We start from the raw sequence: 15991 nt of genomic DNA, 5'->3' as shown, positions 1-15991 counted from the left end.
AGTGGCGGCATGATGCGCCAGCACCTGGTGCGAGTCTGTAAAAAATTGTGCAATAGCTCACCTTTATCGGCCTGAATTAACCTGTTTCAGACCCGTGCGCTGCTCATAGCACGCACTTATCAAATAGGCTAGAATGCCGCCCACTATTTCCGCCCCCCATTCCGGGGACATATTCCAACATCTAAAGTAGTTAAGCGCCTGTGACTGACCTGAGCCATATCCGTAACTTTTCCATCATCGCCCACATTGACCACGGTAAATCCACCATCGCCGACCGCTTTATCCAGATGTGCGGTGGCCTGAGCGACCGTGAAATGGAAGCGCAAGTGCTTGATTCCATGGACTTGGAGCGTGAGCGCGGTATCACCATCAAGGCGCACAGCGTGACTCTGTATTACAAGGCGCGCGATGGCAAAACCTACCAGCTCAACTTTATTGATACCCCCGGCCACGTGGATTTCACCTATGAAGTATCCCGCTCCTTGGCGGCCTGTGAAGGTGCGTTGCTGGTGGTGGATGCAGGGCAGGGCGTAGAAGCCCAGTCAGTCGCCAACTGCTATACCGCTATCGAACAGGGGCTGGAAGTGATTCCGGTACTGAATAAGATGGACTTGCCGCAGGCAGAGCCAGATCGTGTCGCGCAGGAAATCGAAGATATTATCGGTATCGATGCCACCGAAGCCGTGCGCTGTTCGGCCAAGTCTGGTATGGGCATGGAAGAGGTGCTGGAAGAGTTGGTGCGCCTGGTTCCCGCGCCAGTTGGCGATGTAGATGCTCCCTTGCAGGCATTGATTATCGACTCCTGGTTCGACAACTATCTGGGCGTAGTGTCGCTGGTGCGCGTTAAGCAGGGCACTCTGCGCCTGAAAGACAAAATCATCACCAAAACCATTGGCAAAGCACAAATCGTCGATGGGGTGGGTGTATTCAGCCCGAAGCCCACGCAATTAAAAGAACTCAAAGCCGGTGAAGTAGGCTTTGTTGTTGCCGGTATTAAAGATATTCACGGCGCGCCCGTGGGCGATACCATCACCCATGCACAAACGCCGGATGTGGAAGCCTTGGCCGGTTTCCAAAAGATCAAACCGCAGGTTTATGCGGGCATGTTCCCCATCAGCTCCGATGACTTTGAAGATTTCCGCGAAGCGCTGGCCAAGTTAACACTGAACGACGCATCTCTCTTTTATGAACCAGAAAGTTCCGATGCGCTGGGCTTTGGTTTCCGTGTGGGTTTCCTTGGCATGTTGCACATGGAGATCATTCAGGAACGTCTGGAGCGCGAATACGATCTCGACCTGATCACTACAGCCCCTACTGTAGTATTTGAAGTGGTGAAGCGCGGTGGTGAGGTTATCTTTGTTGATAACCCATCCAAATTGCCGGATCCGGGTGCGATTGAAGAGATGCGCGAGCCGATCGTAGAAGCCAACATTCTCGTGCCTCAAGAACATTTGGGCAATGTGATTACGCTGTGTATTGAAAAGCGCGGCGTGCAGAAAGATTTGCAATTTACCGGTTCGCAAGTGTCGGTTAAGTACGAGTTGCCGATGAATGAAGTGGTGACTGACTTCTTTGACCGCCTCAAATCTGTGAGCCGTGGTTTTGCATCGCTTGACTACAGTTTTGTGCGTTTTCAGGCGGCAAATCTGGTGCGTTTGGATGTGTTGATCAATAGCGAGAAAGTCGATGCATTGGCGATCATTGTGCATCGCGATAAAGCGCACGGCATGGGGCGTTCGCTTACGGAGAAGATGAAAGAATTAATTCCTCGCCAGATGTATGACGTTGCAATTCAGGCTGCAATTGGCGGTCAAATTGTGGCGCGTTCTACGGTTAAAGCGCTGCGTAAAGATGTAACCGCAAAATGTTACGGTGGTGACGCAACCCGTAAGAAAAAGCTGTTGGAAAAACAAAAAGCCGGTAAAAAGCGTATGAAGCAAGTGGGTAGTGTTGAGATCCCACAGGCTGCATTCTTTGCCGTATTGAAAATTGACAGCTAATAAGTAGCTGACAATAACCACTAAGGAAACTCGATGAGCAGTATTAACCTTCCTCTAATCCTCACACTCGCGGTATTGATTACTGGTTTGGTGTGGTTGTTTGATGCCTTGGTATTGTCGCGTCCCCGCAAAGCTAAAGTAGCTGCGGTGGAAAAGCAGTTTTCGGGCATGGCGTTGGAAACTGAACAGCAGAAGAATGCATTTGATGAAGCTAAATCTGTTGCGGCAAAAGAGCCGATTTTAGTTGAGTATTCCAAATCGTTTTTTCCGGTTTTGTTTATTGTTTTCTTTTTGCGTTCGTTTTTAGTTGAGCCCTTTCAGATTCCATCCGGATCTATGATTCCCACGTTGGAAGTAGGGGATTTTATTCTGGTGAATAAATTTGCTTACGGTGTGCGCGCACCTGTGCTCAATACTGAAATCATCCCGATTGGTAAACCCGAGCGCGGCGATGTGATGGTGTTTTTCCCGCCGCATCAACCTGAGACTTATTACATCAAGCGCGTTATTGGTTTGCCGGGCGATCATATTTCTTACAATAATCACGTATTGACCATTAATGGCAAGGTGATTGAAGAAAAACTGGTTGCTGAACTGCCCGCCGGCACGCCGGTGTTGCGTATGGTGAAAGAGACCATTGACGGCAAAGAGTTCACCGCCTATAAACACATACAGCCCAGTCGTTTAAGTGTACATGGCTCATGGGTAGTGCCTGCGGGTCATTACTTTATGATGGGCGATAACCGCGACAACAGCCTCGACAGTCGTGAGTGGGGGGTTGCCTCCGAAGATATGATTGTAGGCAAAGCCTTTGCAGTGTGGATGCACTGGGAGAAGTTCCTGAGCATTCCATCTTTTGATCATGTTGGCGTTATTAAATAAGTGCTTGTGTTAGGTTTAACCTCAATCATTCTTACCGAGCGGAGCTAGTTACGATGAAAGCGAATAACCTTAAGTTGATTAAACATCAGCGCGGTTTGGGTATGTTGCAATGGGCGTTGGTAATTGCAACTGCCGGCTTCTTTTTATTGTTTGCTTTCAAGGTTATTCCACTCTATGCCGAGAATCGTTATGTCGAAGCTGCTTTGCGTTCACTAGAAACTGGTGGGGAAAGGCTGGATCTAATGACTGATACAGAAATCAAAAGTAAGCTCAATAAGTTTTACACTATTAATAACGTTCGCAGTATTGGCCCTGTTGAGAGTATTAAAGTTGAGCGCGAAAGCGAAAAAGCCGTAGTTACTGTTGATTATGAAACCCGCGTTCCGCTGTTTTACAATATAGATTTAGTATTGAGCTTTCAGAACCATTTGGATAGCACTCGTCCTGGCCAATGCTGTAAACCGTCCGCCACACTGAAGACCAAGTAATTTGTGTTAACACTTAAGTATCAACGCCTTGAACAACGTCTTGGCTATCATTTTGAAGATCAGCGCCAGTTGCAACTGGCGCTGACTCACCGCAGTCATGGTGCGACCAATAATGAGCGGCTTGAATTTCTCGGCGACTCGATTTTAAATTTTATTGTCGGCGAAGAACTCTTTAAACGTTTCCCTGAAGTCCGCGAAGGTCAGTTGAGCCGTTTGCGCTCGCAAATGGTTAAGGGGGACACCTTGGCTGAAATTGCCCGCGAATTTGAGTTGGGTGAATGTCTGATACTCGGTGAAGGCGAAATGAAATCCGGCGGCAATCAGCGCGATTCCATTTTGGCGGACAGTGTTGAAGCCATTATTGGTGCAATCTATCTTGCTAGCGGTTTGGAAGTTTGCCGCGAGCGAGTACTCACATGGTTTGCGCCGCGCTTGAATAAGTTAGGGCTCAATACCAGCGCTAAAGATTCCAAATCGCGCCTGCAAGAATACATGCAGGCCCAGCGTCAACCCTTGCCTGACTATGTGGTAGTTGATGTGGGTGGCGAAGGCCATGCGCAAATGTTTACCATCGAATGCCGTGTTGCTGTAACCAAACAACCGACCCGTGCGATTGCATCCAGTCGCCGTGAAGCTGAAAAACAAGCGGCAACCTTAATGCTGGCGCAGTTAAATATCGATTAGTTGCTGTAGGCTAAAGTGTTAATGCTCGCGCCTAATTCTCATTCTTTCTTTTCAGTATTATTTATGACTTTTGCATCAGATACAGATCAGCCTGAAAATACCGGCAGTCACTGCGGCTATGTTGCCATTGTTGGTCGCCCCAACGTGGGTAAGTCCACTTTGCTCAATCATATGCTCGGGCAAAAAATCAGTATTACCTCGCGCAAGCCGCAAACCACACGCAATGCAGTGGTAGGTATTAAAACTGAAGGCGATGTACAGATTATTTTTGTTGATACTCCCGGTATGCATCTCGGCCAGCAAAAGGCGATCAATCGCTATATGAATAAAGCGGCCACCAGCGCAATGAAAGATGTTGATGTGGTGGTCTTTGTGATCGATCGTTTTATTTGGACTGAAGAAGACGAAGCAGTTGCTGAAAAATTACAGTATGTAGGTTGTCCGATTATTTTGGCAGTTAACAAAGTAGATCAAATCGACGATAAAGAATCTTTATTGCCCCACTTACAGGCATTGTCAGAAAAACTAAATGTCGCTGAAATCGTACCTATGTCGGCGCTGCGCAATACCAATCTGGATCGCTTGGAGCAGTTGATTACAGAGCGATTGCCGCAGGGTATTCATATGTATCCGGAAGATCAGATTACCGATCGCAGTTCGCGGTTTATGGCGGCCGAAATTGTGCGCGAAAAAATCACTCGTCAATTGGGTGATGAGTTGCCCTACGAGATGGCGGTGGAAATTGAAGAGTTCAAACAGGAAGGCAATTTACTCAATATTTCTGCGTTGATTCTGGTAGAGCGCGATGGCCAGAAAAAAATCCTGATTGGCGATAAAGGCAGCCGGATTAAATTGATTGGTACTGAAGCCCGCACCGATATGGAAAAATTGTTTGAGATGAAAATCATGCTCAAGCTTTGGGTGAAAGTAAAGTCCGGTTGGTCTGATGATGAGCGTGCCCTACGCAGTCTCGGCTACAACGAGTTTTAATTCACCGTTATGCGTGTTGATCTCCAGCCCGCGTATATTCTGCACACCCGCCCGTATCGCGACACCAGTTTGTTGATCGATTTTCTCACGCCCGACTATGGGCGTGTCACTGCGGTGGCGCGTGGCGTCCGCAAAAACAAAACCCCCAAACGCCAATTATTAAATCCGTTTAGCCGCTTACTGCTTTGTTGGCAGGGTAAAACGGATATGAAATTGCTGACCAGTTTTGAATCAGATAATCATTTCCTCACCCTGACCGCTAACCATCTGTATTCCGGTTTTTACCTCAATGAATTGTTGGTGCGGCTTTTGCCGGAAATGGATAGGCACAACGGTTTATATTATGCCTATGAGCAGACGCTAGATGCCCTGCAAAACAAGAGTGATATTGAGCCACTGCTGCGCGAATTTGAATTTCGTTTATTGGATGAGCTCGGCTACGGTTTGGATTTTAGTGCGGATGCGCGCAGCGGTTGCGCGATAGATACAGAAACAAGGTATGAGTGCCACGTACAAGAAGGTTTTTTTAGTGCTGGCATCGATGTGCCTGCGCAATTTCTAGTAAAAGGTGAATGGCTATTGGCGATTGCCGCGGGGGATTACTCTGATCCTGCCACTCGCCTTGCAGCCAAACACCTGTCTCGCCGTATGTTAAAACCCTTATTGGGCAGTCGTCCACTTAACAGTCGGCAGTTATTTGTATCTGCAAAATAAGGCTGATCTTATGCTGAAATATTTGGTGTTAAGTTGTCATTGTTTCCAAGCCAAATAATGGGTCTAGCTCTTTATCGCGCCCCCAGTTAATTAAATCATCGAGTGCGTGATTAAGGGCGGGAATGGCATCGCGCGCTTGTTCATATTGTTTACTTTGAAACAGTTTGTCGAGTAAGCCACTGATGTGTTTTAAGCGTGGCACACCGCAATAACAACTGCTGCCGTACAGCCGGTGTATTAACTCTTCCAATTCGTCAAAATTGTTAGTCGCCAATGCGTTATTAATTTGTTGCTTTTCTGCGGCCAAACCGTTCAATAACATTCTCAACATGTCGCGGGCGAGGGCGGGTTTATTGTTGGCTAGTTTTAAACACAAATTGATATCCACTGAGCCGGTGAGGTCTTGAGTGGGTAGTGGTTCCCGCACTGGAAGATTCTGTGGCCTTTCCTCTGCTTGAATAACAACTTCTTTTTTGCCAGACAAACTGGCCCAGCGATTAATGATGTGTGCGAGCTGTGCCTCGTTAACCGGTTTGCTAATGCAATCGTCCATGCCCGCGAGTAATAGCTCTGCCTTTTGTTCCGTAATTGTATGTGCAGTGAGCGCAATAATCGGTGTGCGGCGTTTACCTTGTTCCAGTGCGCGAATATGGCGTGTGGTTTCCATGCCGTCCATGCCCGGCATTTGAATATCCATAAAAATCACATCAAATTCATTTTCGTTACAGATATCAATAGCCTGTTTGCCATTGTTGGCTTGCGTGACCTGGGTGTTCAAACCGCGCAATAATTCCGAGGCGAGTTGCAAGTTGGCAAGATTGTCATCCACCAACAGGACTGACACGCTGGGGCGCGATGCTTCTTCCTCATCTTGTTCGCGCATATCTTTAATATGTAGATCTAGCTGACGTCCCAACACTTGCAGTAGAGAATCGTAGGCAATTGGTTTGTTGATAAACAAGATTGGCGATTTATCTAGATGTGCGCGAAATAAACGTTGGTGTGCAGGTGTGCAGCAGGCGATAAGCGTGCAGTTAAATTCAATATTTAATTGCTCGGCGAGATTGTTGAGTAGCACGGGCGGAATTTTACGTTCGCTGGGCGCAATATCCAGAATCAATAAATCAAAACTGTTGTTGTTATTGCGTGCATCGCGCAAGATTGGAAAACAATCGTGAATTGCAGGAATGCTTTGTGTGTTGCTGTTCCATTCGTGCAATAAATTATCAATCTGGCGTAATGATGCTGGATTTTCCCCGCACAACAAAATCCGGTATTCACTTAGGTTAACTAATTGACTCACCGCTGGTTGGCGTTTATCGATCCCCAAACGTGCGGTAAACCAAAAGGTAGAGCCTTTCTCTGGTTCGCTGACAACGCCGATTTCACCGTGCATGCGCTCGACCAATCCTTTGCAGATTGCCAGGCCGAGGCCAGTGCCCTCATGTTCACGGGTGTTGGATGAATCGGCTTGGTTAAACGGGCTAAATAATTCATCTTGCTCTTCGCGTGTGAGGCCTATGCCCTCATCGCTCACACACACTTTGAGTGTGATTTGCGTTTCCTGCTGCTGCAATATACTCACGTCAACCAGAATGTTGCCGGTATTACTGTATTTGATGGCATTGCTGATCAAATTGGACAGTACTTGTTTAAAGCGCAGCGCATCCCCTAATAAATTTTTAGGTATTTTTGTTTCAACATAATTGATTAATTCAACATTTTTTTCATGGGCATCCGGTGCAAAATATGTAGCACTTCATCAATACAATTGCGAATTGGTAATGGCGCGTAATCGAGGGTGAGTTTACCTGATTCAATTTTGGAAAAATCCAGAATCCCGTTAATGACGGTGAGCAGATTTTGGGCGGAGTCGCGAATGGTTTCCATATATTCGCGTTGTTGTTCATTAAGTTCGGTTTTGAGTGCAAGGTTAATAAAACCGAGAATACCATTTAACGGTGTGCGAATTTCATGGCTGGTATTGGCGAGAAATTCAGATTTAATGCGGCTGGCTTCCAGTGCTTCTTTGCGCGCTAAATCTAATTCCACGTTTTGAATTTCAATGGTTTCCAGTGTCTCGCGCAAATCTTCAATGGCATGGTCGATGTGTGATTGCATATCGGCTTGAGCGGCTTCCATGTAATCCGCCATAGTGTTAATGGATTCTGCTAAATCTAAAAATTCACTGGAGCGTTGTGGCTCGACCCGTTCATTTAAGCGGCCGCGTGCTAATGCATGCACAATATTTTTAATGTGATCAAGCGGATCGGTGATGCGGTAATAAAGAGAAATTGCAAAATAAGCTCCAATAATTAAACACAGCACGGTGAGTGCGATAGTGAGAACAATCGCCTCATAGCGCACCACGGCATAGGGTGCCGCCATTAATTCAAGCTCTACCCAGCCGATGGGATTTTTATTGTCGAGATTAACTAGCGGATGCGCGAAACGCAGAGTGCGATAAGTGCTGCGCTCCAACGGCTGTTGCAGATTAGGCTCGCCCGCATCATTGGTGCGCATAAATTGTGGGCCGCTGTGAAAGCTTTGATCTGTATCGCTGTAATAGGCGTGTGCGGCGCGAATATAGGGTTCTTCGAGAGATGCATCGAGGATGTATTGCACCAGTTCGCGATTATTTTCCAGTAGGGGCTTGTGCAGTAAGTGTGCAGTTTTTTGGGCAAGTACTCCGCCGCGCAAATCGATAAATTTATTAATTTGTGAGATACACAAATAGGTGAGGCTGACGGCAATCAGAATAATAATGGTGATGGAGGGAATAAAAATCAGGCGCCAAACATCGGATTTAATACTGCTGCGTTTATTCTTCATGGTGTTCTGCCTTGATTTTTTATACCTGCTTGCGCTGTGCCTGAGTGAGTTTTTTCACAGGGTGTTCGCAGGGTGGGTGATCAAGGGTAGAATAGCCGCCCTACGCGCGCTAGCGCAACCGGCTATTTACCGGAATTATCAGCTTTGAGGTCAGTATGGATTTTCCCTCCATCGATGCATTTGTCGGTAATACACCTCTGGTGCGCATGCAGCGCTTGCCCGGTGTATCGAGCAATACAATATTGCTGAAGCTGGAGGGCAATAATCCTGCCGGTTCAGTTAAAGATCGCCCGGCTTTATCCATGATCAGTCGCGCAGAATTGCGCGGTGATATTCAATCGGGTGATACATTGATCGAAGCGACTAGCGGCAATACCGGCATCGCCTTGGCGATGGTGGCGGCAATCAAGGGCTACCGCATGATCTTGATCATGCCCGACAACGCCACTGCAGAGCGTAAAGCGTCTATGTTGGCTTATGGTGCCGAGTTAATTTTGGTCAGCAAAGAAGCAGGCATGGAAGGCGCGCGCGACCTTGCGCTGAAAATGCAAGCAGAAGGCAAGGGCAAGGTGTTAGATCAATTTGCCAACTCCGATAATCCGCTCGCACATTACGCCACCACCGGCCCCGAGCTTTGGCAGCAAACGGGCGGCACCATCACTCATTTTGTTAGCTCTATGGGTACCACTGGCACCATCATGGGCACTTCGCGCTATTTAAAAGAAAAAAATCCCGCTATTCAGATTATTGGTTTGCAGCCATCCGAAGGTGCACAAATTCCCGGCATTCGCCGCTGGCCAGAAGCCTATCTCCCTAAAATATACGAGCGCGATCGCGTTGATGGCATTGTCAACATGCCCCAAGCACTTGCTGAGCAGACCATGCGCGAGCTCGCGCGCAAAGAGGGAATTTTTTGTGGTGTGTCATCGGGCGGTGCAGTAGCTGCAGCGCTGGAGTTGAGTCAACAGGTCGAAAATGCGGTGATAGTGGCGATTATTTGCGATCGCGGCGACCGCTACTTATCGTCTGGTTTGTTTAATGATTAGTATTAATGGTTAATGTTTAGCTGATGATTGTTTGTGTCGGCGTTTGCCAATTAATTTTCTGTCCATCCGGAATTATTCATGTCTATAAAAAGTGGTAAACCAGGCGGTAAAACGCCGGGTGGTAAGGGTTCACTTCTTGGCCAAAAGCCGCGCGGTAAAAAAGCCGATGGCAAAGTCTATGTGCGCGATGATGCACCGCGCCGCAATCACGCGCGCGTTGAAGAAAAACAGTTGCCGCAAACCAATAAGCGCCTCGGCGAATTTATGATTGATCGCCTAAGTCACGATGGCCGTGGTGTTGCCAGCCTCGAAGGCAAAACAGTGTTTATCGATGGTGCTTTGGTGGGCGAAAAAGTCACTGCGCGGTTGGTGGAAGATCACGCGCGTTTTATTGATGCGCGTATCGATCAATTGATCGATAGTTCCCCCGAGCGTGTTGCGCCACCTTGCGAACACTTTGCTCAATGCGGCGGATGTCAGTTGCAATATATGCAACCTTCGGCGCAAGTGGCGATGAAGCAGAACGCAGTGCTGGAGCAGCTGCGGCGCTGGGGTGGAGTTGTACCTAAATATGTATTGCCCGCGATCAGTGCGGATGATCGCGCCTATCGCAGCCGTGCGCGTTTGGGCGTTTGGTATGAAGCCGATGGCAGTGTGACATTGGGTTTTCGTCAGCGTTACAGCAATGAAATTACCCCCATCAGTCAATGTATCGTCTTGGTACCTGAATTAAATGCGCTGCTTGCACCTTTGCATCTCTGGTTGACGGAGTTGCGTGCGAGCAAAGCGGTAACTCATATTGAATTAGTAAAAGGGCAAAGTGAGATTGCGATCATTTTGCGGCACACCAAAAAATTGGCCGATGCCGACCTTGCGGCACTGGCGCAATTAGCGGGACCGGCTGGTGTTAAAGTCTGGCTGGAGCCCAATGGCAATATAGGTTTAACCGATCTTACCGGGCAGCCGTGCGATCCGCGTTTGGCATATCAGGTCGAAGGGGTGGAGCTTTTGTTTCATCCGCAGGATTTTACTCAGGTAAACCCGCAGGTGAATCAGCAAATGGTCGCGCAGGCATTAGCCTTGCTTGCGTTGAAGCCAACTGATCGAGTGCTGGATTTGTTTTGTGGTATCGGCAACTTTACGCTGCCCATCGCCCAACAGTGTGCGGAAGTAGTGGGTATAGAGGCGATTGAGTCGATGGTGTTGCGCGGGCGTGAAAATGCCGAGCGGTTACAGATCGGCAATGCAAAATTTATTGCCGCCAATCTGACGGATATGACCCATACTCAATTACAGCGTTTGGGTGGAGCCAATAAAGAACAGGGGATCGATGCGATTTTGCTCGACCCGCCCCGCGATGGTGCAAAAGATATTATCGCCAGCATTCTGCGTTTGGGTGCGGGGATAGGTAAGCAACTTTCCCCTAAGCGGATTGTCTACGTCAGTTGCAATCCCGCGACCTTGGCGCGTGACTCTGCCTTACTGGCTGAGGCGGGTTATCAATTGGATAAGCTTGGTGTACTGGATATGTTTCCGCACACCAGCCATGTTGAATCTATGGCGCTTTTTTTGCGTTAGCAAAAGCTTTCATAACGAGCAGCGTTAGCAAATGCTTTCATAAAAAACTGCGTAAGCAGGGCGCCTATTTAGTTGAAGTAACGCGTATGGTTAAAGTTAGAGCAGATCACCCCATAGCGGCGGATGGTCAGGTTGATATAGATGCTTGGATTGATCGCCTTAATCAGGGTTATACCCAGTCCGAAGCGAGCCGTGCCGAGTTGCGTCGCGCTGCTGAATTAAGTTTGTCACTGGTTGATATTCACGCTGAAGACGATCACAACTGGGGCGAGGATTTCTCCTGCTTTCGTATCGGTTTGGAGATGGCTGAAATTCTTGCCGATTTGCAGCTCGATCAGGATGCACTGGTCGCTGCGATCCTCTACCGCGCTGTGCGCGAGCACAAAATCACGCTTATCGATATTCAATCCCGTTTTGGCGATACGGTCAGTAAGCTGGTCAAAGGTGTGTTGCGCATGGCGGCGATCAGCTACCAGCGCAACGAAGAGGAGCGAGTGCTCGGCTCCCAAGCGACCGAGCAGGCGGAAAAGATTCGCAAAATGCTCGTGTCTATGGTCGATGACGTGCGTGTCGCCCTGATCAAACTGGCCGAGCGCACCTGCGCTATCCGCTCGGTAAAAAATGCCGAGCCTGATCGTCGCCGGCAGGTATCCCGCGAAGTTGCCGATATCTATGCGCCGCTGGCTCATCGCCTCGGCATTGGCCACATTAAATGGGAACTGGAAGATCTCTCATTCCGCTATCTGCAACCTGATGATTACAAACGTATCGCCAAATTACTGGATGAGCGCCGTCTGGCGCGGCAGGAATATATTGATAGTTTGCTCAACCTGATTCGCGACGAATTAAAAAAAGCGGGCATTGAAGGTTCCGTGGGTGGGCGTGCTAAACACATCTACAGTATCTGGCGCAAAATGCAGCGCAAAGGTATTCCATTTTCACAGGTATATGACATTCGTGCGGTACGCATTCTGGTGCCCAGCGTGCGGGATTGTTATGCCGTGCTCGGTATAGTTCACAGCCTGTGGCGCAATATTCCCCACGAGTTTGATGATTACATCGCCTCCCCCAAAGAGAATGGCTATCGCTCGCTGCACACCGCCGTGTGGGGGCCAGAAAATAAAGTGCTGGAAATTCAGATCCGCACTAATGCCATGCATGAAGAATCCGAGCTGGGCGTATGCGCCCACTGGCGCTACAAAGGCACCGATACCAAAGCAGTGCAAGACGGCTATGAGCAAAAAATTGCCTGGTTACGCCAAGTCCTCGAGTGGCATGAAGAACTGGGGGGCGACTCCGAACATCTGCAAGATGACCTGCGCTCGGTCAATCAAGATCGCATCTATGTGTTTACGCCGGAAGGCCATGTGGTGGATTTGCCGCGTACCGCCACGCCGCTGGATTTCGCTTATAAAATTCATACCGATGTCGGCCATCGCTGTCGCGGTGCCAAGGTTAACAACCGCATAGTGCCGCTCAATTACCAATTGACCAATGCGGATCAGGTAGAAATTCTCACTGGCAAAATGGAATCGCCTAGCCGCGATTGGCTCAATGCCGCGCTCGGTTATGTCAATACACCGCGCGCGCGCGCAAAAATCCAGCACTGGTACAAGCAGCAGGCGCGCGACAAAAATATCGCTGAAGGTCAGGCGCTATTGGATCGCGAATTCAAACGTCTTGCGCTGCTCGATTTAGACTTTGAGGAGCTAGCAAAAAAATTACACTTTAATAATCTCGATGATCTTTACGCGGCGGTGGGTGCGAGTGATGTAGGTGTTGGGCATGTATTAAATGCGGCGCAAAAACAATTGGATGATGCCAATCCGCAGCAGCCGTTGATTCCATTCAAAGTGAAATCGCCGCGGCAGAAAAAAGATTCGGATCTGTATATCGAAGGTGTGGGCAATTTGCTCACTCAAATCGCCAATTGCTGTAATCCGGTACCTGGCGATGCGATTACTGGCTACATCACGCTCGGCAAGGGCGTCTCTATTCACCGTCAGGATTGTACGAATATTTTGCAATTGCAAACCGACGAGCCGCAACGGGTTATCAAAGTAGAGTGGGGCGATACTCCGCAGAGTTTCTACTCGGTGGATGTGGTGATTGAAGCCTACGACCGCTATGGTTTGCTCAAAGATATTACCGCGCTGCTGGATACCGAGCGCATCAATATTGTTGCTATGCAAACCTTGTCGGACAAACGTAAAAACACCGTGGACATGCAGGTAACGCTGGAGATTCGCAGTTTTGATGAATTGAGCCGCATACTCACTAAACTCAATCAGTTACCGAATATTGCATCTGCGCGGCGTAAACATTAACCGAACTGTCACGAACATTATTGGAAGCACTTGTGAGCCATCAATACACTATCGACGATTTACTTTATTTGATGGCGCGCCTGCGCGATCCACAAACCGGTTGCCCTTGGGATATCACCCAGGATTACGCCAGTATCGCGCCTTCAACCTTGGAGGAGGCCTACGAGGTTGTGGATGCGATTGAAAAGCAGGATTTTGCGCATCTCAAAGAAGAGCTGGGCGATTTATTATTTCAGGTGATTTTTTACAGCCAGCTCGGTAAAGAAGAACATCGCTTTGAATTTGCCGGTGTGGTCTCTGACTTGGTCGCGAAATTAGTGCGCCGCCATCCCCATGTGTTTCCCGATGGGACTTTGCATAGCCAAATCGAAAATCGTCACACCTTACCGGGTGATGTTAAAGCCCGCTGGGAGGCCATTAAACAACAAGAGCGAGCAGAAAAAGGCGCGCAAGGTTTATTGGCGGATGTTCCTCTAAATTTGCCATCGCTCAGCCGTGCAGCAAAATTGCAAAAACGTGCTGCCAGCGTCGGTTTTGATTGGGATGATGTCTACGGCCCTATCGCCAAGGTGCGCGAAGAGCTCATGGAGGTAGAGGCTGAGCTGGCGTCCGGTAACAGAGTTGCGCTGGAAGAGGAGCTGGGCGATTTATTATTTGCCGTGGTGAATATAGCGCGCTACCAAAAGATCGACCCGGAACAAGCTTTACGTCGCGCCAATCACAAATTTGAACAGCGCTTTCATTTTATCGAGACCAATAGCTCTACGCCTTTAGTTGAAACCTCAATAGATGAGATGAATCGTCTTTGGGATGAAGCTAAAAGACAGTAAGTTAATGCCCTCTATGAGCAGCTCTTCAGTGTAGTTTGCGCGCCCCACGACTAATGGGTTTTGGCACGCAAATTATCGTTATCTATCTAAGAGGAGTGCTTACTCATAGCTTTTTGTTACATGTGACCGGTTTCAAAAGCAGCTATGATTTACCAGTAGCAAGCAAACGAAGCCCCCCAGTTGTAACAATAAAAACATCAAAAGTGAGGTTCCTTTGGATCGGCGAGAAGTAAAGCCGGGCTATGTGGATAAGACGCTCAGCACCATCAAAATCCACATCTCAGAGCTGAAAATAGGCATGTTCGTGTCCAAGCTTGACCGCGATTGGCAAGAAACCCCGTTTTTATTGCAGGGTTTTATGATCGAGAGTCTCGATGACATAGATACAGTGGCTGAGTACTCCCAACACGTCTGGATCGATGCGGTCCGTGAACAGTGGGTTTCCCCGGAAGAGCGCGGCGTGGCTGGCCCTGCTATCGCAAAATCACAAACTTACATTAATAAAATTGAAGCCCAAAAAGAGCACCAAGCGGCTATTGGTATTTTTCGCGAAGCAAAAAAACTCACTAAAACCCTACTTGATGATGTGCGTTTGGGGGGGGTGGTTAACACCGAGCAGGCAAAAGCGACAGTTAAAGATTGCGTCGGTAGTATTTTGCGCAATGCCGATGCACTTATCTGGATGTCGCGTATGCGCAATGAAGATGAGTACACCGCAGAGCATTGTTTAAATGTTTGTATTCTGGCGATTGCTTTTGGTCGTCATTTGGGCATGAGCGAGCCGGAGCTGGAAAAACTAGGTTTATGTGGTTTGTTGCATGATGTAGGCAAAATGCGTGTGCCGCAAAATGTGCTGAATAAATCAGATCCATTGAGTGATAAAGAATTTAGCATGATAAAAGCGCACACTGTGCACGGACGGAATCTGCTGATGTCATCGCCCGGTGTGCCCAGCTCCACAATTGATGTGGCTTACAGTCATCATGAACGTGTCGATGGCACAGGCTACCCACGCAAACTAAAAGCAGCTGGTATTTCTGATTTTGCGCGAATTATCAGTATTGTTGACGCCTATGATGCGATGACCGGCGATCGCTGCTACTCCCGCGCAATTCCCAGTACCGATGCGCTCAAACGTATCTTCCAAGATCGCGGCACTCATTTTGACGAGCGTCTTGCGCTTGAATTTATCAAGTGCGTTGGTTTATATCCACCGGGCAGTATTGTCGAATTGGTGAATGGCTTGGTGGGCATAGTGTTGGAGTCTAATCACCGCTATCGTCATCTACCCAAAATCATTGTGGTAAAAGATTTAAACCGACCGCTCGAAAAAGAACAAATTGTCAATTTGAACGAGATCGAACAAAAGACTTTGGATAAGAGCTTTTTGATTAAACGTGCGCTCTGTGATGGCAGTTATGGCATTCGCATACGTGAATATCGCGAGAAGGGCTTGGCATTTTCATACGGTTGATTTTTTGTTATCAACAGATAAGGCGCTCTAGGGCGCCTCAGACCGCTGACAAACCCCTAGCCAAACGCTGGGGGTTTTTATTTAATGGCAGCACATTATTTTGCGATGACTGCCATGCTCAAAGAACCCGCTCCGCGCCAACACAC

The 15991-nt window shown here is 48.3% G+C and carries 13 protein-coding genes; 11 read left to right on the top strand and 2 right to left on the bottom strand.

Annotation, left to right across the window (positions count from 1 at the left end):
* The first annotated feature begins 200 nt into the window (after window positions 1-200).
* From lepA to recO, 6 genes are all read left to right on the top strand, one after another.
* On the top strand, window positions 201-2000 hold the full coding sequence (gene lepA, locus AC2CG4_RS18335) for a translation elongation factor 4 (RefSeq protein ID WP_484487648.1): 1800 nt from the start codon (window positions 201-203) through the stop codon (window positions 1998-2000).
* Between the two features lie 33 nt (window positions 2001-2033).
* The gene (lepB, locus tag AC2CG4_RS18330) at window positions 2034-2882 is read left to right on the top strand and encodes a signal peptidase I (RefSeq protein WP_484487647.1); all 849 of its coding nucleotides are present in this window, start codon (window positions 2034-2036) and stop codon (window positions 2880-2882) included.
* 53 nt (window positions 2883-2935) lie between these two features.
* The gene (locus tag AC2CG4_RS18325; protein ID WP_484487646.1) at window positions 2936-3370 is read left to right on the top strand and encodes a DUF4845 domain-containing protein; all 435 of its coding nucleotides are present in this window, start codon (window positions 2936-2938) and stop codon (window positions 3368-3370) included.
* A 3-nt stretch (window positions 3371-3373) separates the two neighbouring features.
* A complete protein-coding gene (rnc, locus tag AC2CG4_RS18320) occupies window positions 3374-4054 on the top strand; it encodes a ribonuclease III (RefSeq protein ID WP_484487645.1) in 681 nt (226 codons plus the stop codon).
* Between the two features lie 63 nt (window positions 4055-4117).
* Complete coding sequence (gene era, locus AC2CG4_RS18315; protein ID WP_484487644.1) at window positions 4118-5044, top strand: GTPase Era; 927 nt, start codon at window positions 4118-4120, stop codon at window positions 5042-5044.
* A 9-nt stretch (window positions 5045-5053) separates the two neighbouring features.
* Complete coding sequence (recO, locus tag AC2CG4_RS18310; protein ID WP_484487643.1) at window positions 5054-5758, top strand: DNA repair protein RecO; 705 nt, start codon at window positions 5054-5056, stop codon at window positions 5756-5758.
* 28 nt (window positions 5759-5786) lie between these two features.
* On the opposite strand, the gene AC2CG4_RS18305 is transcribed toward recO, so the two are convergent.
* Both AC2CG4_RS18305 and AC2CG4_RS18300 read right to left on the bottom strand, forming a co-directional pair.
* Window positions 5787-7394 (bottom strand): response regulator, encoded by a 1608-nt coding sequence (locus AC2CG4_RS18305; protein ID WP_484487642.1) that lies wholly within the window; start codon window positions 7392-7394, stop codon window positions 5787-5789.
* 74 nt (window positions 7395-7468) lie between these two features.
* On the bottom strand, window positions 7469-8590 hold the full coding sequence (locus AC2CG4_RS18300) for a histidine kinase dimerization/phospho-acceptor domain-containing protein (RefSeq protein WP_484487641.1): 1122 nt from the start codon (window positions 8588-8590) through the stop codon (window positions 7469-7471).
* A gap of 155 nt (window positions 8591-8745) precedes the next feature.
* Here AC2CG4_RS18300 and cysM point away from each other — a divergent pair, with 155 nt between their 5' ends.
* From cysM to AC2CG4_RS18275, 5 genes are all read left to right on the top strand, one after another.
* The gene (cysM, locus tag AC2CG4_RS18295; RefSeq protein WP_484487640.1) at window positions 8746-9636 is read left to right on the top strand and encodes a cysteine synthase CysM; all 891 of its coding nucleotides are present in this window, start codon (window positions 8746-8748) and stop codon (window positions 9634-9636) included.
* Window positions 9637-9714: 78 nt separating this feature from the next.
* Window positions 9715-11214, top strand: a complete 1500-nt coding sequence (gene rlmD, locus AC2CG4_RS18290; RefSeq protein ID WP_484487639.1) for a 23S rRNA (uracil(1939)-C(5))-methyltransferase RlmD — start codon at window positions 9715-9717, stop codon at window positions 11212-11214.
* Window positions 11215-11300: 86 nt separating this feature from the next.
* Window positions 11301-13541, top strand: coding sequence for a GTP diphosphokinase (relA, locus tag AC2CG4_RS18285; RefSeq protein WP_062065990.1), 2241 nt, complete (start codon window positions 11301-11303; stop codon window positions 13539-13541).
* A gap of 32 nt (window positions 13542-13573) precedes the next feature.
* On the top strand, window positions 13574-14371 hold the full coding sequence (gene mazG, locus AC2CG4_RS18280; protein ID WP_484487638.1) for a nucleoside triphosphate pyrophosphohydrolase: 798 nt from the start codon (window positions 13574-13576) through the stop codon (window positions 14369-14371).
* Between the two features lie 244 nt (window positions 14372-14615).
* A complete protein-coding gene (locus AC2CG4_RS18275) occupies window positions 14616-15845 on the top strand; it encodes an HD-GYP domain-containing protein (RefSeq protein WP_484487637.1) in 1230 nt (409 codons plus the stop codon).
* Window positions 15846-15991: the final 146 nt, after the last annotated feature.

Source organism: Cellvibrio sp. ATLC23 (assembly GCF_057196725.1).
This window is presented reverse-complemented; position numbering and strand designations above follow the sequence as displayed.